The sequence below is a fragment of the Streptomyces sp. NPDC057136 genome (genome assembly GCF_042670885.1).
In the GTDB taxonomy this organism is placed as follows: Bacteria; Actinomycetota; Actinomycetes; order Streptomycetales; family Streptomycetaceae; genus Streptomyces.
Map to the genome: position 1 here is coordinate 1 of NZ_JBHUUV010000007.1, position 17,441 is coordinate 17,441.

Annotated in this window: 19 protein-coding genes and 1 pseudogene; 10 read left to right on the plus strand and 10 right to left on the minus strand. The window is 70.4% G+C overall.

All coding sequences use genetic code 11. From position 1 onward, the window contains the following. Positions 1 to 42 precede the first annotated feature (42 nt). On the minus strand, positions 43 to 630 hold the full coding sequence (locus ACFT7S_RS11055) for a hypothetical protein (protein ID WP_382729722.1): 588 nt from the start codon (positions 628 to 630) through the stop codon (positions 43 to 45). A 484-nt stretch (positions 631 to 1,114) separates the two neighbouring features. Here ACFT7S_RS11055 and ACFT7S_RS11060 point away from each other — a divergent pair, with 484 nt between their 5' ends. Continuing rightward, on the plus strand, positions 1,115 to 2,620 hold the full coding sequence (locus tag ACFT7S_RS11060; protein WP_382729724.1) for a glutamate-cysteine ligase family protein: 1,506 nt from the start codon (positions 1,115 to 1,117) through the stop codon (positions 2,618 to 2,620). Positions 2,621 to 2,677: 57 nt separating this feature from the next. Here ACFT7S_RS11060 and ACFT7S_RS11065 read toward each other — a convergent pair whose 3' ends face one another. Beyond that, a complete protein-coding gene (locus ACFT7S_RS11065) occupies positions 2,678 to 4,465 on the minus strand; it encodes a substrate-binding and VWA domain-containing protein (RefSeq protein ID WP_382729725.1) in 1,788 nt (595 codons plus the stop codon). Positions 4,466 to 4,649: 184 nt separating this feature from the next. On the opposite strand from ACFT7S_RS11065, the gene ACFT7S_RS11070 reads away from it, so the two are divergent. Further along, the gene (locus ACFT7S_RS11070) at positions 4,650 to 5,429 is read left to right on the plus strand and encodes a CPBP family intramembrane glutamic endopeptidase (RefSeq protein ID WP_382729727.1); all 780 of its coding nucleotides are present in this window, start codon (positions 4,650 to 4,652) and stop codon (positions 5,427 to 5,429) included. Between the two features lie 52 nt (positions 5,430 to 5,481). On the opposite strand, the gene ACFT7S_RS11075 is transcribed toward ACFT7S_RS11070, so the two are convergent. Then, the gene (locus ACFT7S_RS11075; protein WP_382729730.1) at positions 5,482 to 6,303 is read right to left on the minus strand and encodes a PhzF family phenazine biosynthesis protein; all 822 of its coding nucleotides are present in this window, start codon (positions 6,301 to 6,303) and stop codon (positions 5,482 to 5,484) included. 183 nt (positions 6,304 to 6,486) lie between these two features. On the opposite strand from ACFT7S_RS11075, the gene ACFT7S_RS11080 reads away from it, so the two are divergent. After that, on the plus strand, positions 6,487 to 7,092 hold the full coding sequence (locus ACFT7S_RS11080; protein ID WP_382729732.1) for a PadR family transcriptional regulator: 606 nt from the start codon (positions 6,487 to 6,489) through the stop codon (positions 7,090 to 7,092). Between the two features lie 90 nt (positions 7,093 to 7,182). Here ACFT7S_RS11080 and ACFT7S_RS11085 read toward each other — a convergent pair whose 3' ends face one another. Both ACFT7S_RS11085 and ACFT7S_RS11090 read right to left on the minus strand, forming a co-directional pair. Continuing rightward, positions 7,183 to 7,614: an SRPBCC family protein gene (locus ACFT7S_RS11085; RefSeq protein WP_382729734.1), complete on the minus strand. Its 432-nt coding sequence runs from the start codon at positions 7,612 to 7,614 to the stop codon at positions 7,183 to 7,185. 79 nt (positions 7,615 to 7,693) lie between these two features. Continuing rightward, complete coding sequence (locus ACFT7S_RS11090) at positions 7,694 to 7,888, minus strand: hypothetical protein (protein WP_382730241.1); 195 nt, start codon at positions 7,886 to 7,888, stop codon at positions 7,694 to 7,696. 245 nt (positions 7,889 to 8,133) lie between these two features. Between ACFT7S_RS11090 and ACFT7S_RS11095 the strand changes: the two genes are divergently transcribed. From ACFT7S_RS11095 to ACFT7S_RS11105, 3 genes are all read left to right on the plus strand, one after another. Then, entirely contained in the window at positions 8,134 to 8,676 is a 543-nt protein-coding gene (locus tag ACFT7S_RS11095) for a Clp protease N-terminal domain-containing protein (protein ID WP_382729736.1), read from the plus strand. A gap of 49 nt (positions 8,677 to 8,725) precedes the next feature. Continuing rightward, entirely contained in the window at positions 8,726 to 9,757 is a 1,032-nt protein-coding gene (locus tag ACFT7S_RS11100; protein WP_382729738.1) for a DMT family transporter, read from the plus strand. Positions 9,758 to 9,915: 158 nt separating this feature from the next. After that, positions 9,916 to 10,872: a DMT family transporter gene (locus ACFT7S_RS11105; RefSeq protein ID WP_382729740.1), complete on the plus strand. Its 957-nt coding sequence runs from the start codon at positions 9,916 to 9,918 to the stop codon at positions 10,870 to 10,872. 57 nt (positions 10,873 to 10,929) lie between these two features. On the opposite strand, the gene ACFT7S_RS11110 is transcribed toward ACFT7S_RS11105, so the two are convergent. Continuing rightward, positions 10,930 to 11,640, minus strand: a complete 711-nt coding sequence (locus tag ACFT7S_RS11110) for a pyridoxamine 5'-phosphate oxidase family protein (RefSeq protein WP_382729742.1) — start codon at positions 11,638 to 11,640, stop codon at positions 10,930 to 10,932. 35 nt (positions 11,641 to 11,675) lie between these two features. Here ACFT7S_RS11110 and ACFT7S_RS11115 point away from each other — a divergent pair, with 35 nt between their 5' ends. Then, positions 11,676 to 13,007, plus strand: coding sequence for an aminotransferase class I/II-fold pyridoxal phosphate-dependent enzyme (locus tag ACFT7S_RS11115; RefSeq protein ID WP_382729744.1), 1,332 nt, complete (start codon positions 11,676 to 11,678; stop codon positions 13,005 to 13,007). Here the strand turns inward: ACFT7S_RS11115 and ACFT7S_RS11120 are convergent. Continuing rightward, the gene (locus ACFT7S_RS11120; RefSeq protein WP_382729746.1) at positions 12,994 to 14,076 is read right to left on the minus strand and encodes a DMT family transporter; all 1,083 of its coding nucleotides are present in this window, start codon (positions 14,074 to 14,076) and stop codon (positions 12,994 to 12,996) included. The genes ACFT7S_RS11115 and ACFT7S_RS11120 overlap by 14 nt on opposite strands. Positions 14,077 to 14,150: 74 nt before the next feature. On the opposite strand from ACFT7S_RS11120, the gene ACFT7S_RS11125 reads away from it, so the two are divergent. After that, positions 14,151 to 15,059 (plus strand): LysR family transcriptional regulator, encoded by a 909-nt coding sequence (locus ACFT7S_RS11125; RefSeq protein WP_382729748.1) that lies wholly within the window; start codon positions 14,151 to 14,153, stop codon positions 15,057 to 15,059. 33 nt (positions 15,060 to 15,092) lie between these two features. Here the strand turns inward: ACFT7S_RS11125 and ACFT7S_RS11130 are convergent, their stop codons facing one another. Beyond that, positions 15,093 to 15,563 carry a pyridoxamine 5'-phosphate oxidase family protein gene (locus tag ACFT7S_RS11130; protein WP_382729750.1) on the minus strand — a complete coding sequence of 157 codons (471 nt, stop codon included), beginning with the start codon at positions 15,561 to 15,563 and terminating at the stop codon, positions 15,093 to 15,095. A gap of 134 nt (positions 15,564 to 15,697) precedes the next feature. Between ACFT7S_RS11130 and ACFT7S_RS11135 the strand changes: the two genes are divergently transcribed. After that, complete coding sequence (locus ACFT7S_RS11135; RefSeq protein ID WP_382729752.1) at positions 15,698 to 16,366, plus strand: cysteine hydrolase; 669 nt, start codon at positions 15,698 to 15,700, stop codon at positions 16,364 to 16,366. Here ACFT7S_RS11135 and ACFT7S_RS11140 read toward each other — a convergent pair. Together ACFT7S_RS11140 and ACFT7S_RS11145 are read right to left on the minus strand one after the other, a co-directional pair. After that, positions 16,353 to 16,787 (minus strand): Rieske (2Fe-2S) protein, encoded by a 435-nt coding sequence (locus tag ACFT7S_RS11140; RefSeq protein WP_382729754.1) that lies wholly within the window; start codon positions 16,785 to 16,787, stop codon positions 16,353 to 16,355. The genes ACFT7S_RS11135 and ACFT7S_RS11140 overlap by 14 nt on opposite strands. A gap of 115 nt (positions 16,788 to 16,902) precedes the next feature. Further along, positions 16,903 to 17,076: pseudogene (locus tag ACFT7S_RS11145) on the minus strand (MerR family transcriptional regulator); the annotation flags it as partial. 90 nt (positions 17,077 to 17,166) lie between these two features. Between ACFT7S_RS11145 and ACFT7S_RS11150 the strand changes: the two are divergent. Beyond that, positions 17,167 to 17,424: an acyl-CoA dehydrogenase family protein gene (locus ACFT7S_RS11150; RefSeq protein WP_382729756.1), complete on the plus strand. Its 258-nt coding sequence runs from the start codon at positions 17,167 to 17,169 to the stop codon at positions 17,422 to 17,424. The last annotated feature ends 17 nt before the right edge of the window (positions 17,425 to 17,441 follow it).

Consider the following 17,441-nt stretch of genomic DNA (forward strand, 5'->3'; position numbering starts at 1 on the left):
GGCCGGGACCCCACGGCGGGGGCGTGGTGGAAGTGGAAGAGGTCAGGCGGGCGAGCCGAGCAGGGGGCCGGGAGGAATGCGCAACGTCATCACGGGCAAGAGGTCGGCGACCGCGTGCGGGCGGTGGGCGGCGATGCCCGGAGGTGCGGGCGCCAGGGGTACGAGCACGTCGGTCGGGGCGAGTGTGCCGCCGGAGGGGTCGGCTTCGATGTCGCCGTGCAGCCACAGCGTGAGCATGTAGAGACCGGGGATGGACAGCAGGCGCGGCTGGTACGCGGCCGGCGCCGCTTCGGCCTGTCGCACGGCCAGCTCGGTCGAGGCGATGTACGGACCCTCGAAGAAGTGCGAGAAGGCCCAGCCGTCGGGAGTCAGCATGGTGTCCGCGGCAGCGATGGCGTGGTCCCCGTTGCGGATCATGAAGCGCCAGCCGGCGAGGCGGGTGCGGGGTACTGACTCGTCCGGGGTGATCCGGTTCAGCACATGGACGGGGAGCGGGAGTTCGGGGCTCAGCGGTCCCTGGACGGACCGGAGAGCGGGCGTGCGGGCCTCGCGGACTGCGGTAGGAGAACCGAGTGCCGTGAGAACGCTGCGCAATGCGGGCGCGGGAGCCTGGGATACGTGCAGCGGCATGGTGAGTCGCCTCTCACTTCGGAGACACGGTGATGCGTGGGCGGGGTGCAGACGGCGCTGTCGGCGTGCCGGGGCCAGAGGACGGCCGGTAACGGGGCCTGTGCGTCAACTCTCTGCCTCGTTCGCGGAGTTTATACGACACGCGTTCGCCCGGTGTTTCCGCTAGCCGTTTCCCATATGGTCCGCAAGGTGGTATCAGGACTTCGGAATGCGGAGTTTCTGGCGATTCGGCCTGCCCGGACTTCCTCCGCCAGGGGTTTACCCGATACGGCGGTAGGCTGAAACTCGTCGGCGCTTTCGCCACGCGTCCGGCAGCAGAATGTGCACCTGACTCATGCTGAGGGAATGTGCCCCCGGCTTCCGTCATCAGACTATCGGGTACCCGGGGTCGACGGGGGCGTTATCGATCACCTCGTCTGGGCATTATCGATCCTGATACGAACGGCCTGGGCCGCGGGCCGGTCAATCGAGGAAGGACGCTGCGATGGGCGAGAAGGTCATGGCGGGCGCCTTTGACCTGTCCGATCGGCAGGCGTACCGCGACAAGCTCAACCAGTGCCTGGAGGGGCTGGGGAGACTGCTGGCCGAGAGGAGGTTCGAGCGTCCCAGGAATCTCATGGGCCTGGAGATAGAGCTGAATCTCGCAGGTGCGGACGGTATGCCGCGGATGATGAATGCCGAGGTGCTCCAGCGCATCGCGAGCAGGGATTTCCAGACCGAACTCGGGATGTTCAATCTCGAAGTAAACATCGTTCCGCACCGTCTGAGCGGCCGCGTTTTCGATCAGCTCGCCGAGGAGCTGAGAACCGGGCTCGCCTATGCCCACAGGAAGGCTGCCGAGGTCGACGCGGGGATCATGATGATCGGAATCCTGCCGACCCTGGGCCGGGAGGACGTGGTCTCGGCGAATCTTTCGCAGGTGGACCGCTATACGCTGCTCAACGACCAAATGGCGGCAGCTCGCGGCGAGGATTTCGCCCTCGATATCGAGGGGGTCGAGCGACTTGTGTTCACCTCCCCGTCCATCGCTCCCGAATCGGCGTGCACCTCGGTCCAGCTGCATCTCCAGGTGACACCGGCCCGCTTCGCCGACGTGTGGAACGCGGCGCAGGCCATCGCCCCCGTCCAGGTCGCACTCGGGGCCAACGCCCCCTTCCTCTTCGGCAAGGAACTGTGGCGGGAGTCCCGTCCGCCCCTGTTCCAGCAGGCCACAGACGTCCGGCCGCCGGAATTCCGCAATCAGGGGGTGCGGCCGAGGACCTGGTTCGGCGAGCGCTGGATCAGCTCCGCGTACGAGCTCTTCGAGGAGAATTTGCGCTACTTCCCTCCGTTGCTGCCCATCTGCGACGACGAGGACCCGCTGCGCGTGCTCGACGAGGGCGGAGTGCCGCACCTCGCGGAACTCGTCCTGCACAACGGGACGGTCTACCGCTGGAACCGGCCGGTCTACGGCCTGGCCGGCGGTGTTCCGCATCTGCGGGTCGAGAACCGGGTCCTGCCGGCCGGCCCCACCGTGACCGACGTCATCGCCAACGCTGCCTTCTACTACGGTCTCGTGCGCGCGCTGGCCGAGGAACCGCGGCCGGTATGGGCCAGGCTGCCGTTCGCCGCCGCCGCCGAGAACTTCGACACCGCCTGCCGCTACGGCATCGACGCCGAGCTGCTCTGGCCGCGGCCCGGCCGCTCGGGCGGCGTCACCAAGGTGCCGGTGGTCGAACTCGTGCGCGACGAACTGCTGCCCCTGGCCGCCGCCGGGCTCGATGCCTGGAACATCGAACCCGCGGACCGCGACCTCTACCTCGGTGTCATCGAGGAACGGTGCAAGCGGCGGATGAACGGAGCCTCCTGGCAGGTCGATACATACCACCGGGCCCTGGAGGCGGGACTTGGACGGGATGCGGCGCTGGCCGCCACCACCCGCCGCTACGGCGATCTGATGCAGGCGGGCGAGCCCGTGCACACCTGGCCGGTTGGCTTCCCCGCGCCCTGAGCGACGAGGGCGTCCGGGTGCGGAAGGAATCACGGCAGGGCGGCCGCCCGCCGCGGGCTACTCGCCCGCCGCGTGGCCGCTCTGTCCGGCCGTCATGATCGCCTGAAGGATCACGGCCTGGATCTCGGCCGGGTCGGTGACCTGATAGCCCCCGCCCCCGGTCACCTCGGCTATCTCGGCCACCTCCTCGCGATCGGCGTCAGGACCGACGGCGATCGCGATGATCGGAACGGGGCGCTGCGGGTCCGCGAGCTTTTCGAGCTGGGCGATCAGCGCGCTGCGGGAGATGCTGCGGAGGTCCTGGTTGGAGCCGTCCGTCAGGATCACCAGGGCGTTGAACTTGCCCTTCACATACGTCGACAGCGCCTCCTTGTACGAGGCCAGCGTCGTGTCGTACAGGCCCGTCGCACCGTTCGGTACGGGCTGGAGCGCGGCGAAGGCGGCGGCGAGCTCCTCCCGGTGGGTGCCACCGCCCTTCCCCGGGTCACCCAGCCGGTGCGTCGGCATCAGCTTGCGGTAGTCCTTGGCGCCGTCGAGCGTGGTCGCGAACTCCCACAGCCCGATCTCGTCGTTGGGCGTGAACTGGGTGAGCGCCTGGATCAGGGACGCCTTCGTGACGTCCATCCGTGACTGGCCGCGGCCCGGTACGAGCGTGGCCATGGAACCGGATGCGTCGACGACCGTGGTGAGCCGCGCGCTCTGCACGGTGATCGTCCACATGCCGAGCGTCTCCTGGAGCGCCGCCGCCGACGGAGGAGCGGCGGCCGAGGTGGCGTAGGGCTGGGGCTTCCTGCCGCCCGCCGAAGCGACGACCGACGTACCGGCAGTGCCGTCGGCGGTACGGAATCCCCGCTGCGCCAGCATGCGTTGGGAGCCCTCGCTCTTGAGCAGGGTCATGAACCGCAGGGCCGCCCGGCTCTCGTCGGTGGTCAGTTCCGGTTCGTTGACCAGGGTGTACGGATAGTTGAGCAGCGGGGTGCCGTCCTTCGGATAGAAGAGGTCGAGCTTTCCGCCGCCGGCCGAGTCCGCGTTGTGCGCGAAGGCCGCCTGCTCCGAGAGCAGCACCGCCTGGTTGCGCCTGGGGTTGCCCGCTTCGGCCCCCGAGCTGTCGAGGGCCAGCGTTTCCAGCACCTGGGTGTCACCGTCCGACATCCGTTGCGCCAGGACCTTCGCGGTCTCGGCGACCCGGGTGTCGCTGTCGCCGCCCTGCTTGCCGGACGACGCCCCGATGCTCGCGAGCGCCAGCAGGCCGGTGGCGCTGCGCGCGGGGTCCGCGGCGCCGAGACGCACCTTGTCCGACTGCATGGCTGCGGCGATCAACTCGGCCCAGGAGTACGTCTTCCTGGGCCAGCCGAGGGACCTGGACGCGGAGGGCACCATGGCGAGGGTGACGGGGGAGGAGGCCACGGAGTCGCCCGGGGCGACGGGGGTGCCGTCGCCGTTCCCCATGGCCCGGTCCAGCCAGAGGTCCGAGTCGGGCAGCCAGATCTCGTAATCGGGGGCCTTGTCTCCTCTGGCCAGCGCGTCCGCGACCTTGTAGGAGTCGCGGGCCACCACCTCGACGTACAGGCAGTGGCCGTCCGATCTCACCTCGTCCTTGCGCGCCTGGTCGGCGACGGCACGCGCGGCGGGGGCGATGTCGGGGGAGGCGGCCATGGTCACCCGTACCGCCGAGTCCTCGCAGGACTCGGAGAACGACAGCAGACCGCCCTGTGCGGCGACCGCCGTTCCCGCAGCCACCGCGAGCACGAGCATGGTGGCGATGGCGACGGTGCGGCGGCGCGGGGGAGGGGCGTCCCCGGAGCCCTCCGTCGCGTAGTCGTCGGGCAAGCTGTGACGTCCCATGTCGATGGTGCCCCTCCTTGATGATGAACAAGGAAAAGGGGGACCACACCATCACCAATGGTGGTCGTCCCCCGGCCGGTCGCGCATGATCTTCGTACCTGTATTCGAGACCCTAGCGGGGCGGTGGGCAGGATGAGACGTGAATGCACAACTAAGGGCAGGTGTACAGGTGGAGGCGGGGCGTGTGGCTGATATTTACCCCCAAGTGGGCGTTCCGCGACGGATCCTGCGGTCCGAGACGGTGCTTGTTCTGGCTCTCTCGCTCGGCGCCAGCGGGCTTTCTGCCCTCATCAGTTTTGTCGGATCGCTGACGAAGCCGGGGGGACTGAAGGACCAGGCGGCCACGCTGAACGGTTCGTACGCGCCGGGGCGGCCATGGCTGGATCTCGCCTGGCAACTGTTCGGTATCACCACGGCACTGGTGCCCGTCGCCCTGGTGGCGCATCTGCTGATCAGGGAGGGGGCGAACCTGCGGGCGATCGGGTTCGACCGGACGAGGCCCGGGTCCGACCTCGGCCGCGGCACTCTGATCGCCGCGGGCATCGGCAGCGTCGGGCTCGCCTTCTATCTGGCGGCACGGGCCACCGGATTCAATCTGACGGTGGTGCCGGAGTCGCTGCCGGACGTGTGGTGGAAGTTCCCCGTACTGATTCTCTCCGCGCTCCAGAACTCCGTGCTGGAGGAGGTGATCGTCGTCGGCTATCTGCTGCGCAGGCTGGGGCAGTTGGGCTGGACGCCGATGGCCGCCCTGGTGGCGAGTTCGGTGCTGCGCGGCTCGTACCACCTGTACCAGGGCATCGGCGGCTTCATCGGGAACCTGGTGATGGGCGTCGTCTTCGTGTTGCTGTACCGGCGCTGGGGGCGCGTCGGACCGCTGGTCGTCGCGCATGCGCTGCTCGATATCGGCGCATTCGTGGGGTACGCGCTGCTCGCCGGGAAGGTGGGCTGGCTGCCCACGCCGTGAGCGGTTCGCCGGCGAAGGGGCGTACGGAGTCTTCGTACGCCCCTTCGGGGTGTCAGGGCGCGGTGAGCAGTTCGCCGTCGATGACGGTGACGGCGGTGCCGGTCAGCAGGGTGCGGTCGCCGCGCAGGGTCGTGCGGACGAGGCCGGTCCGGGCCGAGCACTGGAGACCGGTGAGCTCGTCCCGGCCCAGGCGTGCCGACCAGAACGGGGCGAGGGCGGTGTGCGCGCTGCCGGTCACCGGGTCCTCGTCGATCCCGATCCGGGGGAAGAAGCCGCGCGAGACGAAGTCGTAGCCGCGTGAGGGGTCCTCGGCCGCAGCGGTGGCGATGATCCCGCGCCGCGAGCAGGCGACGAGTCCGGGGAGGTCCGGCGTCAGCGCGCGTACGGCTGCCTCGTCCGCGAGCTCGATCAGCAGATCGCCGACGTGCTCCCCGGTGTCGAGGACGGTGACGGGTTCGGCGCCGAGGGCCTCCGTCAGGCCGGGCGGGGCAGTGGCGGGCGTCAGTGGGGCGGTCGGGAAGTCGAGGGTCAGCGTGCCGTCCTGGTGGGCGGTGGCCGTGAGAATTCCGCAGCGCGCCACGAAGCGCACCGTTCCGCTCGCGGCACCCGTGGTGTGCAGGACGTGGGCGGTGGCGAGTGTGGCATGCCCGCATATGTCGACCTCGGCGGCCGGGGTGAACCAGCGCAGCGCCCAGTCGGCCTCTCCGTCCGGCGGCAGCGGGTGGGCGAACGCGGTCTCGGCGAGGTTGACCTCGGCGGCGACCTGCTGGAGCCAGGCGTCGTCGGGGAAGCCACCGGAGTCCAGGAGCAGGACCCCGGCGGGGTTGCCGGCGAAGGGACGGTCGGTGAACGCGTCGACGATGCGAATCCTCATGGCGCGACCGTAGGCCCGTCGCAAGGCCGCAGGCCAAGGCCAATCCGCGGCAACTGGACCGGAAGGACCGCCGGGCCGGGTAGCCGGAGAACAGGGCATCCAGGGAGAAGGGGATTGCCAAGCCACACGTACCGATATATCGTTGAAGCATCGCGACAGATCAACGATGGAAGGAGCGTAGCGATGCGTTCACATGGACACGGCAATGAGCACGGACATGGGCACTGCGGGCCCGGTCATCGCGGTCAGGGCGACTTCGAGGGGAGGCGGGCGGCGTTCGGCCCGTTCGGTCCGCCCTTCGGTGGTGGGCCCTTCGGTGGCGGGCGTGGTCGGGGTGGCGGCAGGGGGAGGGCGCGGCGCGGTGATGTGCGTGCCTCGATCCTCACGCTGCTCAAGGACCGGTCGATGCACGGTTACGAGATGATCCAGGAGATCGGCGAGCGGAGCGGCGGGGCCTGGCGGCCCAGTCCGGGTTCCGTCTATCCGACCCTTCAGCTGCTGGAGGACGAGGGTCTGATCGTCAGTGAGAGCGAGGGTGGCAAGAAGCTGTTCACGCTTACCGACGCCGGGCGCACCGAGGCCGAGTCCGGCCCCGACGCCCCGTGGGAAGAGGCTGGGCGCGGTGTCGACTGGGAGAGCGTCAACGAGATCCGGCAGGCCGGCTTCGGCCTGATGGAGGCGTACGGCCAGGTCTGGAAGACCGGCTCCGCCGAGCAGCGGCAGAAGGCGCTCGCCGTCATCAACGATGCCCGTAAGAAGCTCTATCTGATTCTGGCCGACGAGGGCTGACCCCGTCGTGCGGGAGTCGACTGTGAAGGGCCCCGCGGCCGGTAGCCGCGGGGCCCTTCCGGGATTCTGAGGTCGATCGTGGGGCGGCGGTCAGATGGTGACCAGGCCGCCCAGTTTGCGCAGGGATTCGTGCAGGGCGGAGGTGGCCGAATCCTTCAGCTTGCCCGCCATGAGGGAGACCGCGGCGCCGGTGAACTCCCCGTCGATCCGCACGGTGGTGGCGTCCCCTTCGGGGGTCAGTGCGTAGCGCATGGTCAGGTTGACGCCCATCGGACCTTTGCCAGTGGTCGTCAGCAGCCGCCCGGTCTCCAGCTCCGAAACCGTCCAGGTCACCTCGGCCGGGAAGCCCATCAGTTTCATGTTCTCCTCGTAGGTGGCCGCGAGCTCGAGGGAGTCCGGCCCGCCCTTGGGGAAGCTGGTGTGGGTGGCGTTCCACTCGCCGTACGCCGAGAAGTCCGTCAGCTGCGCCCAGACCTTCTCGGCCGGTGCTTCGATGCGTGCCTCCGCGCTGACTTCGGCCATGCGACCACCCCTTGCTCGTCGGGTTACGGTGTCGCGGAACGTAGTGGCAGCGGCGGCAACATTCAATACTGATGACCCGTCAGATCTGTTGGGTCTGGCGGCTCGACCAGATGACGGCGGAATCGAACCAGTCCGAGGCGCGCGGGTGCGGGCCCTCGTCGTGGCAGTGGAACGCCGCCCAGAAGAGATCGGCGGCCGGTGCGTCGTCCGGGGCGTGGACCCGGTAGACGTACTGCTGTCCGTCGACCGCCGGCAGGGCGACCATCCAGAACATGTCGCCCGCCTCCTCCGGCCTCGTCATCAGACTGTGGCCTGAGGGACGTACGCAGCGTGGCTGTCGGTTGCTCCGGGAGTGCGAGGCAAGGCGGCGCGCGCCGTTTCTCCTGATCGGTACCGTGCGGCCGCCAGATCTCATCCGGAAGGATGAGGAACCGCTCTCGTGTGCCCAACTTGGGTGGGATGTGTAAATGGGCCCCTCCGGGGATGCCTTCCGGCCACGGGACTGATGGGGTGAGAGGTGTGCAAAACCGGACGCCGCGGATTCCCGAACAGCCCGCACCGACCCGTGCCGAGCTCGACGCCAGCTTCACTCTGGAACTGACCTCGGTCGTGACCGGTGCGCGCAGACGGGCCCTGCGTGACGGTGACCGTCACATCGACACCGCCCACTTGCTGCACTCGCTCATCGAGTCGGACCCCGAGGTCCGTGCGGCCTTCGCAGGCGGTCCGCAACTCGCGAGGGTGCTCGGCTATCTCGTGCAGCGCAGCATCGGCTACGGGCTCCGCTGGCAGGGGGCGGTCGAGGACTCGGGCGCGGTCCGGCAGGTACGTGAGCCCGCGGTGGACGGCTGGTCGCCCTCCGCCGTGGCCGCCATGGCAGAGGCCAGGGCGCGTGCCGAGCGGCGTGGGGAGAGCCGTGCCGGCGGTCTGGATCTGCTCGCCGCCCTCGCCGCGGACCCCGAGTGCCGGGCGGTGGAAGTGCTCGACAGGGCGGGCGTGGACGCCGTGTGGCTGGCGGACCGTACGGCTGACCGCATAGCGGAGGCGTCCGGCCGGGCATGACAGGGGTGACAGAGGTGACGGTGCTGTTGGCACCTGTCATGATGTGCCGATGTACGCGTCTCAGGGGAGAAGCGCCGGCCTGGGACTAGCCCTGGTCTCGGCGTTCGCATTCGGTGGTTCGGGAGTGGCGGCCAAGCCGCTGATCGAGGCGGGGCTCGACCCCCTGCATGTGGTGTGGCTACGGGTGGCGGGTGCCGCGCTCTTCATGTTGCCGGTCGCCTGGCGCCACCGGAATCTGGTCCGTGAGCGGCCCGCACTGCTGGCCGGTTTCGGACTGCTCGCCGTCGCGGGCGTGCAGGCGTGCTACTTCGCCGCCATCTCCCGTATCCCCGTCGGTGTCGCCCTTCTCGTCGAGTATCTGGCGCCCGCGCTCGTGCTCGGCTGGGTCCGGTTCGTGCAGCGCCGGCCGGTCACTCGGGCCGCGGCCGTAGGTGTGGTCCTGGCGGTCGGCGGTCTCGCCTGCGTCGTCGAGGTCTGGGCGGGGCTGAGTTTCGACGCCATCGGCCTGCTCCTCGCGCTCGGCGCCGCCTGCTGTCAGGTCGGCTACTTCGTCCTCTCCGACCAGGGCGGCCAGGACAGCGAAGGCGGCTCCGGAAAGCACGCCGAACCTCCGCACCCGGTCGGCGTGATCGCGTACGGACTGCTCATCGGCGCCGCGGTCCTCACCGTGGTCGCCCGGCCCTGGGGCATGGACTGGTCGATTCTCGGCGGCAGCGCGGACATGAACGGAACCGGCGTCCCCGCCTGGCTGCTGCTCGTCTGGATCGTGCTGCTCGCGACCGTCGTCGCCTACGTCACCGGGGTCATCTCGGTGCGGCTGCTCTCCCCGCAGGTGGCGGGCGTGGTCGCCTGCCTGGAGGCGGTCATCGCGACCGTACTCGCCTGGGTACTGCTCGGCGAGCACCTTTCCGCGCCCCAGCTCATCGGCGGCACCATGGTGCTGATCGGTGCGTTCATCGCTCAGTCCTCCGCGCCGAAGGCGCCGTCGGGGCCGGTGGCTTCCGGGCCCGGCGCCGACGCTGCGGAGCAGGGTGCTGAGGATTCCCAGGGGGAGTTGTCCGCCCGGCGGGCCTCCCCGTAGTGTGACGATCATGCATCTCACTGTGCTTCCGCCGCCTGCCGTCTAGCGCGGGCGGCACCTCCAGACGAAGACCGGGCTCGGGCAGTCCCCGAGCGGTTCGTCGCTGCCCGCGTGCGGAGCCGAGCGACCACCTTCCCGTTGTCTGTTTGGAGAAGCACGTGTCCCACCTCACGTCCGGCCTGCCCATCGGCCGGAGCATCGTCTATCTGATCGTTGCCGGAGTCGCCTGGGGGACAGCGGGGGCCGCAGCCTCCCTGATCTTCCGGGCCAGCGATCTCGGCCCGCTCGCCCTGTCGTTCTGGCGCTGCGTCGGCGGCCTCGTCCTGCTGGCGGGAGCGCTCGCGCTGAGGCCCGGGCGGCGCGCGTCGAAGCCTGATGAGTCCCGCCGTCGCCGGCTGCTGCGCATCCTGGGCACCGGCATCGGTCTCACCATGTTCCAGAGCGCGTACTTCGCGGCTGTGGAGGTGACCGGTCTTGCCGTCGGGACGGTGGTCACGCTCGGTGCCGGGCCTGTCCTCATCGCCGTGGGCGCACGGCTGACCATGGGGGAACGGCTCGGCAGCGGCGGGGTGGCGGCCGTGGCGGGTGCGCTCACCGGTCTCGTCGTCCTGGTGCTCGGGGGCGACGGGGCCGAGGTCGAGCCGCTCGGTATCGCCCTCGCCCTGCTCTCCGCCTCGGGGTACGCGGCCATCACGCTGCTGACCCGGTGGCTGGGGCGTGACGGCCGGGGCGGCGACGCGCTGGCCACCAGCGCCTGGGCCTTCGGAATCGGCGCTGTGGGGCTGTTGCCCATGGCGGCCGCGGAGGGGCTCGTACCGCACACCGCCGATACCGCCCATGTGGTGTGGCTGCTGGTGTACGTGGCCGCCGTGCCGACGGCGCTCGCCTATGCGCTGTACTTCGCGGGGGCGGCGGCCGTACGGTCCGCGACCGTGTCCGTGATCATGCTTCTGGAGCCGGTGAGCGCGGCCGTGATCGCCGTGACCGTGCTGCGTGAACAGCTCACGGCCGCCACCGTCGTCGGCACGCTGCTGCTGCTCGTCGCGGTGGCCGGCCTCGCCCTCGCCGAGGCGCGTGGAGCGGCCCTCGCGCGCCGGGAGGCCGTGCTCGTCTGACGCGTTTCTCTGCGACGGACCCGCTCCCCTGTGGCGGGTCCGTCGCAGAGGGGCCTTTCAGAGGGACGTCAGATAATCCGGCACCGCGATCGCCGGGTCCAGATCGTCGGCGGGGACCGGGGCCGCGTATCCGCTGGTGAGCGGGACGACGCCGGCCCAGTAGGGGAGTGAGAGGTCCTCGGGATCGTCGTTCGGACCGCCGGTGCGGACCTTGGCGGAGACCTCGTCGAGGTCCAGGCGGATCACCGCGGTTGCGGCGAGTTCCTTCGCGTCCGCGGGCCGCGAGTCCTGGGAACGGCCGGGAACGACCTGGTCGACGATGGCGTCGAGCGCGATCCGGCGCTCCTCGGGGTCGGTGACGGTACGGGCTGTGCCGTGGACGACCACCGAGCGGTAGTTCATCGAGTGGTGGAAGGCGGAGCGGGCCAGCACCAGACCGTCGACATGTGTGACCGTGAGGCAGACCGCGAGGCCCGGGTCCGCCTTGCCGGCGGCCAGCAGGGGCCGGGAGCCCGTCGAGCCGTGCACATAGAGCGCCTCGCCCACCCGGCCGAACAGCGTCGGCAGGACGACCGGGGCTCCGTCCCGTACGAAGCCGAGGTGGCAGAGGTAGGCCGCGTCGAGAACGGAATGGACCAGCTCGCGGTCGTAGGTGGCGCGTTCACGGCCCCTGCTCGGGACCGTCCTGTCCGTCGGCTCGTAGAGGGCAGCGACGCGCGGGCCCGTGCTGTCGGGCGTGAGGGTGTCCGGCACGGCGGTGTCCGACATTGCATACTCCATTGCACTAGTGCATAATGTTGTTTGTGCTAGGAGACTATCCGATCAGTGGGCGGCGTGCATCCGAGATTGCCGCGAGTGTGGAGCGGGCGGTCGGGTCGGGTGACCTCGCGCCCGGCCAAGTCCTTCCTCCTATGCGGGAGTTGGCGACCCGCTTGGAGGTCAATCCGAATACGGTGGCGGCCGCCTACCGAACACTCCGCGAGCGAGGGGTGATTGAGACGGCCGGGCGCCGGGGGAGCCGGGTCCGGCCACGCCCGGCGAGTACCGCGCGGGGCTCGCTGCGCGTCGAAGCGCCGCCCGGCGTACGGGACTTGGGGGAGGGTAATCCGGACCCCGACCTGCTGCCCGATCTCGGCGAGGCGCTCGCCTCGGCTGCGCGCGCGAATGCGGCGGGGCCGGGCATGTACGGGGATGCGCCGGTGCTCGCGGAACTCGCCGCGCTCGCGCGTGCCGCGATGGACGCAGACGGGGTGTCCCCGGGACCTGTGGTCGTGACGTCCGGTTCGCTGGATGCGATCGAGCGGGTGCTGTCGGCGCATCTGAAGCCGGGCGACGCCGTCGCCGTCGAGGACCCCGGCTGGGGAAGCCTGCTCGATCTCGTACCGGCTCTGGGACTGCACGCCGTGCCGGTCGGAGTGGACGACGAAGGGCCGCGGACCGCCGATGTGGAGCAGGCGTTGCGGGAAGGTGCGCGGGCGTTGGTGGTCACCGACCGGGCGCAGAACCCCACGGGCGCCGCGGTGAGCGCCGGCCGGGCGCGCGAATTGCGGGCGGTGCTCGCCGACCACCCCGGCGTCCTGCTGATCGAGGACGACCACGGGCACGCGATCGTCGATCTGCCGCTGCATCCGCTCACCGGGATCACGGACCGCTGGGCGTTCGTGCGGTCCGTCGCGAAGGCCTACGGTCCTGATCTGCGGCTCGCCGTGCTGACCGGTGACGCGGTCACGGTCGATCGGGTGGAGGGACGGCAGCAGCTGGGACCCGGCTGGGTCAGCAGACTGCTGCAACAGGCCGTGGTGCACCTGTGGACCTCGAAAGCCGTCGACACGGCGGCTGTCGCCCGGGCGTACGCGGAGCGACGGGACGCGCTCGTCCGGGCGCTGGCGGACCGAGGCGTCCCGGCGCACGGCCGGAGCGGGATGAACGTGTGGGTGCCCGTCAGTGACGAGACCGGGGCCGTGACCCGGCTGCTGCACGCCGGCTGGGCGGTGGCGCCGGGCGCACGCTTCCGGATGTCCGCTCCCCAAGGGGTGCGGGTCACCGTGTCGGGGCTGGCCGCCGCCGACATCGAACCGCTGGCGGACGCGGTCGCCGCAGCGGCGGGCCCGGCGCGGCCGATCAGCTTCGGCTGAGCCGTCGTCCCGGGGCGGTGCGCCCGTCCTGTGGCTCCTGCAGCGTCTTCCGGGGCGTTTTCCCGGGCGTTTGCCGGGGCGGCGTTCCGGCGGAGGAGCGGGCGCGGCTCTGGGTCAGGGCGGCCCCGGCGATGACGATCAGGGCGCCGACCGGAGTGTTCCAGCTGAGCTGCTCGCCGAGCAGGGCCACTCCGGCGGCGGTGGCGATGACCGGGACGAAGTACGTCACCATCTGTGCGGTCGTCGGCCCGATCTCCTGGACCAGTCCGTACTGGACCAGCATGGCGAAGCCCGTTCCGATCGCCCCCAGGGCCAGGACCGAGAGAGTCGGCAGCAGCGGGAACCCGTCCGGGGCGGCGGTGAAGAAGGGTGTCACCAGGGCGAGTTGGGCGGTTCCGACGAGGAGCTGGCTGCCGGTCAGTGCGAGGGCGGACGAATCGCTGCCCGTCAGGGTCCGGCGTACGTAGATCCAGCCGATCGGGTAGCAGAGGGAGGCGAGCAGTGCCATCGCCGTACCGGCGAAGTCCAGGCCGGAGAATCCCTGCCAGGCGCCGAGCACCGTCAGTACACCGATGAAGCCGAGTCCGAGGCCGGCGACGCGGCGGCGGGTCGGCCGGTCCTCGGAGAGCGCGACGAGGGAGAGCGCCATGCCCCACAGCGGCGAGGTGGCGTTGCAGATGCCCGCCAGCGTCGACGGGATGGTCAGTTCCGCGTAGGCGAACAGCGAGAACGGAAGCACGTTGAGGAACAGCGCGGCGACGAACAGATGGCCCCAGGTCTTCGCCGAGCGCGGCAGCCGCTCACGGCGCACCACCATGGCGACGGCGAGCACCGCCGCCCCCGAGAGCAGGCGGCCGAAGGAGACCTGGAGCGGGGCGTACCCGTCGGTGCCCACCTTGATCAGCAGGAAGCTGAAGCCCCAGATGAGTGCGAGAGCGGCGAAGCGGATGCGCCAGTCGACCGACCGGTGGCCGGGGGCGGCGGCTGCGGCGGCAAGGGCCGGCGGGGGAGGCGGGTCGACGGAGGACGGGGTTCCCGGAACTGCTCGCGGGGCGGAAGGGGCGCTCATGAGCTCAAGGATGACCAGCAAGACCACGTAGGACAAGTGAGACTTTCTGGTGACGTTCGCGTAGCATTTCTTACATGTTGAATCTGGAGCGGCTGCGGACGCTGGACGCCCTCGCCCGGCACGGCTCGGTGAGCGGGGCCGCCGACGGGCTGCACGTCACGACCTCGGCGGTCTCGCAGCAGATGGCCAAGCTGGAACGGGAAGTCGGACAACAACTGCTCGCCAAGAACGGCCGCGGGGTCCGCCTCACTGACGCCGGACGGCTGCTCGCCGATCACGCGGCCCGGATTCTCTCCCAGGTGGCGCTCGCGCAGTCCGACATCGAGGCGCAGCGCGGCCGGGTGGTGGGCGAGGTCCGGCTCGCGGCCTTCCCGACCGCTGCCCGCGGCCTCTTCCCCGCGGCGCTCACGGCGCTGCGTGCGGACCACCCCGAACTGAAGGTCCGTACAACGGAACTGGAGCCCGAGGACGGTATTCGCGCGGTGCTCCGCGGCGACAGCGACCTCGCGGTGGTGCTCGACTGGAGCAACAAGCGTCTGCCGGTGCCCGGCGGACTCGCCAAGGCCGAACTCCTCGACGACGCACCGGACATCGCCATGCCGGCCGGTCATCCGCTCGCGGACCGTACCGAAGTCGATCTGGAGGACTTCGCCGACGACGAATGGGTGTCCTGGCCCGAGGGCGAATTCTGTTACGAGTGGCTGATGTTCACCCTGCGCTCCAAGGGGATCGAGCCCCGTATCGCGCATCTGGCGGGTGAGCACCACACCCAACTCGCGCTGATCGCAGCCGGGTTCGGGGTGTGCGTGGCCCCCCGGCTCGGGCGCGGACCGGTACCGGACGGTGTGCGGCTGGTGCCCGTACGGCAGAAGATGCGGCGCCATATCCATGCGGTGTGGCGGACCGACGCGGACCGGCGGCCTTCGATCAGGGCGGCGGTCGAGGCGCTGCGCGCGGCGGGCCGGACGCTGGACGCACCCTGATCGCACCGCCCCGGGCGCGCTGACGGGCGGGTGCTACGAAAGGCCCGCCAGTTTCCGGAAGTCCCAGGAGGTGACGGCATCCGGCGTGAGGCGGAGCCAGGCGTGCCGGCCGTCGTGCGGCATGTCCTCCAGGCCGAAGTACTTCGACGCGAACAGCCGCTCCGGTACGTCCAGTTCGGCGAAGGTCTCGCCGGTACGGGGCGCCTCGCCCACAGCGACGGCCGTACCGGAGAGTTCCACGCCGCGCAGCTCGCCGTACTCCACTCCGTCGTCGACGACCACGGCGATCCGGGGGTCCTGGCGCAGCTGGGACCACCGCAGACTCCGGGTGATCGAGTACAGCCAGAGCGAGGTGCCGTCCCAGACGAACCACAGGGCTCCGATGTGCGGACGGCCGTCCTCGGAGACGGTGGCCACGCGGCACGTGCGCTGTTCGGCGAGGTAGGAATCCCGTTCGCCGGGGGTCATCATGATCCGGCGGCCTCGCCGCTGAGTGGCGGTCATGGGGCGTTCCTTCCTGCTGGGCCAGTGATCCGACTGAGTTCTGACTAGGTGTCAGGAAGCATGGAGCCTCTTCCTTCGTCACGCAATGGGCGCTAGCGTCGCGCGCCCGGCCGACACGTACGAAAGGGGACGCAGTGCCCTCGAAACAGTCGAAGGAGCAGCTCGCCGAGCAGCTCGATCCGGCGACCACCGTCCTGTTGACCGTCGAATGCCAGCAGGGCGTCGTGGGCCACGACAGCGCGCTGCCTGAACTCGCCAAGGAGGCCCGGTCCTCCGGCGTGCTCACCCGGATCGCGCGACTCGTCGCCGGGGCGCACGAGTCGGGGGTCCAGGTCGTGCACGCCGTCGCCGAGCGACGCCCGGACGGGCGCGGCGCCAGTCTTAACGCCCGTCTCTTCCGGGCCGCATCCCGGCTGCCCGTCCAGCAGCACACCGGCAGTACGGCGGTACGCGTCGCCGCGCCCATCGAGGTGGCGGACGAGGACTTCGTCGTACGGCGGCTGCACGGTCTGTCCCCGCTGGCCGGGACGGATGTGGACGCGCTGCTGCGCAATCTGGGCTGCCGGACGCTGGTCGTCACCGGGGTCTCGGCCAATGTGGCGATCCCGAACGCCGTCTTCGACGCGGTGAACCTCGGCTATACGGCGGTGGTGCCGGCCGACGCCATCGCGGGGGTGCCCGCCGAGTACACCCCCGCGATGATCCGCAACACGCTCGCGCTCGTCGCGACGATCACCACCACCGACGAGGCGCTGGCCTGCTGGAGGCGGCCGGGGCGGCAGGGGGCGGTCACACCAGGCTGATCGACCCGTCCTCGACCCTGATGGCCTTGGCGGGCAGCGGCTGGGTCGCGGGTCCGCCGGTCACAGTGCCGGTCTCCGCGTCGAAGGTGCTCCCGTGGCAGGGGCAGTTGATGACGCCGTCCGAGATGCCCTTCACCGAGCAGCCCTGGTGCGTGCACTTCGACGAGAACGCCTTGAACTCACCGGCCTTCGGCTGCGTCACCACGACACCCTGGTCGGCGAAGACCACTCCTCCGCCCTCGGGGATGTCGGCGGTCTTCCCGAGGATTTCGCCGCCCGTGTTCGCCCCGCCCCCCTCCCCGCCCGCTCCGGCCTTCTCGGTTCCGCACGCGGTGAGTGCGGCGGCCACCCCTGCCACACCGACCGCGGTGACGACGGTGCGGCGCCCGAGGCGGACCTGACGCTCCTGCGATGCGCTCATGCCGGCTTTCCCTTCATCGGATCCATGACGTCGATCATGCATACGGAAGCGAACGCCGCAGTGTTCAGGACGCGGGGGAGTTCAAGAACCGGGGGAGTTTCGTCCGGGTGGTGGATCAGGGCGTTTCGGCGGTGGTGGCCGGTGTGCCCTGCTCCAGGCAGGCCCGGAGCGTGGCGGCGAAGTCCTCGGCGCGGGACAGCTGGACGCGGAGCTTGTCGACCTGCTCGGTGGCGGCCTGCTCGTACGCCCGTACGCGACCCATCAGCGCCTCGCGTTCGTCCGCTTCGAGTTCCGGCCGGTGTCTTCCAGGTCGTGCTCGGCGCGCTCGGTGTGGCCAAGCTGCTGCGGTTCATTCCGCGTTGCGGAAACCGCGGCAGACGTGGACAGGCAGGCGCGCTTTCCCGCCGAAGCGGTGGCCGCGTTGCGAGTCGGTGGGCTCCTCAACGCGGCCGCCCCCGCGCACCTGGGCGGTCTCGGCCTGGCCACGCGGGACCTTGTCGAGATCGCCGGCAGTCTCGCAGCCGGCTGCGGCGCCTCGGCCATGGTGTGGGCGATGCACCAGGTTCAACTGGCCTGCCTCGTGCGCCATCACCCGGAGCGCCGCTGCTCGCCCGGACGGTCGATGAGCAGTGGCTGATTGCCTCGGTGACCAGT

What these genes read in the sequence shown, in the direction of transcription:
- ACFT7S_RS11080 (WP_382729732.1), top strand. Translation starts at nt 6,487, where the DNA reads ATGCGTTCACATGGACACGGCAATGAGCACGGACATGGGCACTGCGGG.
- ACFT7S_RS11110 (WP_382729742.1), bottom strand. Translation starts at nt 11,640, where the DNA reads ATGTCGGACACCGCCGTGCCGGACACCCTCACGCCCGACAGCACGGGC.
- ACFT7S_RS11060 (WP_382729724.1), top strand. Translation starts at nt 1,115, where the DNA reads ATGGGCGAGAAGGTCATGGCGGGCGCCTTTGACCTGTCCGATCGGCAG.
- ACFT7S_RS11075 (WP_382729730.1), bottom strand. Translation starts at nt 6,303, where the DNA reads ATGAGGATTCGCATCGTCGACGCGTTCACCGACCGTCCCTTCGCCGGC.
- ACFT7S_RS11140 (WP_382729754.1), bottom strand. Translation starts at nt 16,787, where the DNA reads ATGAGCGCATCGCAGGAGCGTCAGGTCCGCCTCGGGCGCCGCACCGTC.
- ACFT7S_RS11120 (WP_382729746.1), bottom strand. Translation starts at nt 14,076, where the DNA reads ATGAGCGCCCCTTCCGCCCCGCGAGCAGTTCCGGGAACCCCGTCCTCC.
- ACFT7S_RS11130 (WP_382729750.1), bottom strand. Translation starts at nt 15,563, where the DNA reads ATGACCGCCACTCAGCGGCGAGGCCGCCGGATCATGATGACCCCCGGC.
- ACFT7S_RS11125 (WP_382729748.1), top strand. Translation starts at nt 14,151, where the DNA reads ATGTTGAATCTGGAGCGGCTGCGGACGCTGGACGCCCTCGCCCGGCAC.
- ACFT7S_RS11065 (WP_382729725.1), bottom strand. Translation starts at nt 4,465, where the DNA reads ATGGGACGTCACAGCTTGCCCGACGACTACGCGACGGAGGGCTCCGGG.
- ACFT7S_RS11100 (WP_382729738.1), top strand. Translation starts at nt 8,726, where the DNA reads ATGTACGCGTCTCAGGGGAGAAGCGCCGGCCTGGGACTAGCCCTGGTC.
- ACFT7S_RS11055 (WP_382729722.1), bottom strand. Translation starts at nt 630, where the DNA reads ATGCCGCTGCACGTATCCCAGGCTCCCGCGCCCGCATTGCGCAGCGTT.
- ACFT7S_RS11085 (WP_382729734.1), bottom strand. Translation starts at nt 7,614, where the DNA reads ATGGCCGAAGTCAGCGCGGAGGCACGCATCGAAGCACCGGCCGAGAAG.
- ACFT7S_RS11090 (WP_382730241.1), bottom strand. Translation starts at nt 7,888, where the DNA reads ATGTTCTGGATGGTCGCCCTGCCGGCGGTCGACGGACAGCAGTACGTC.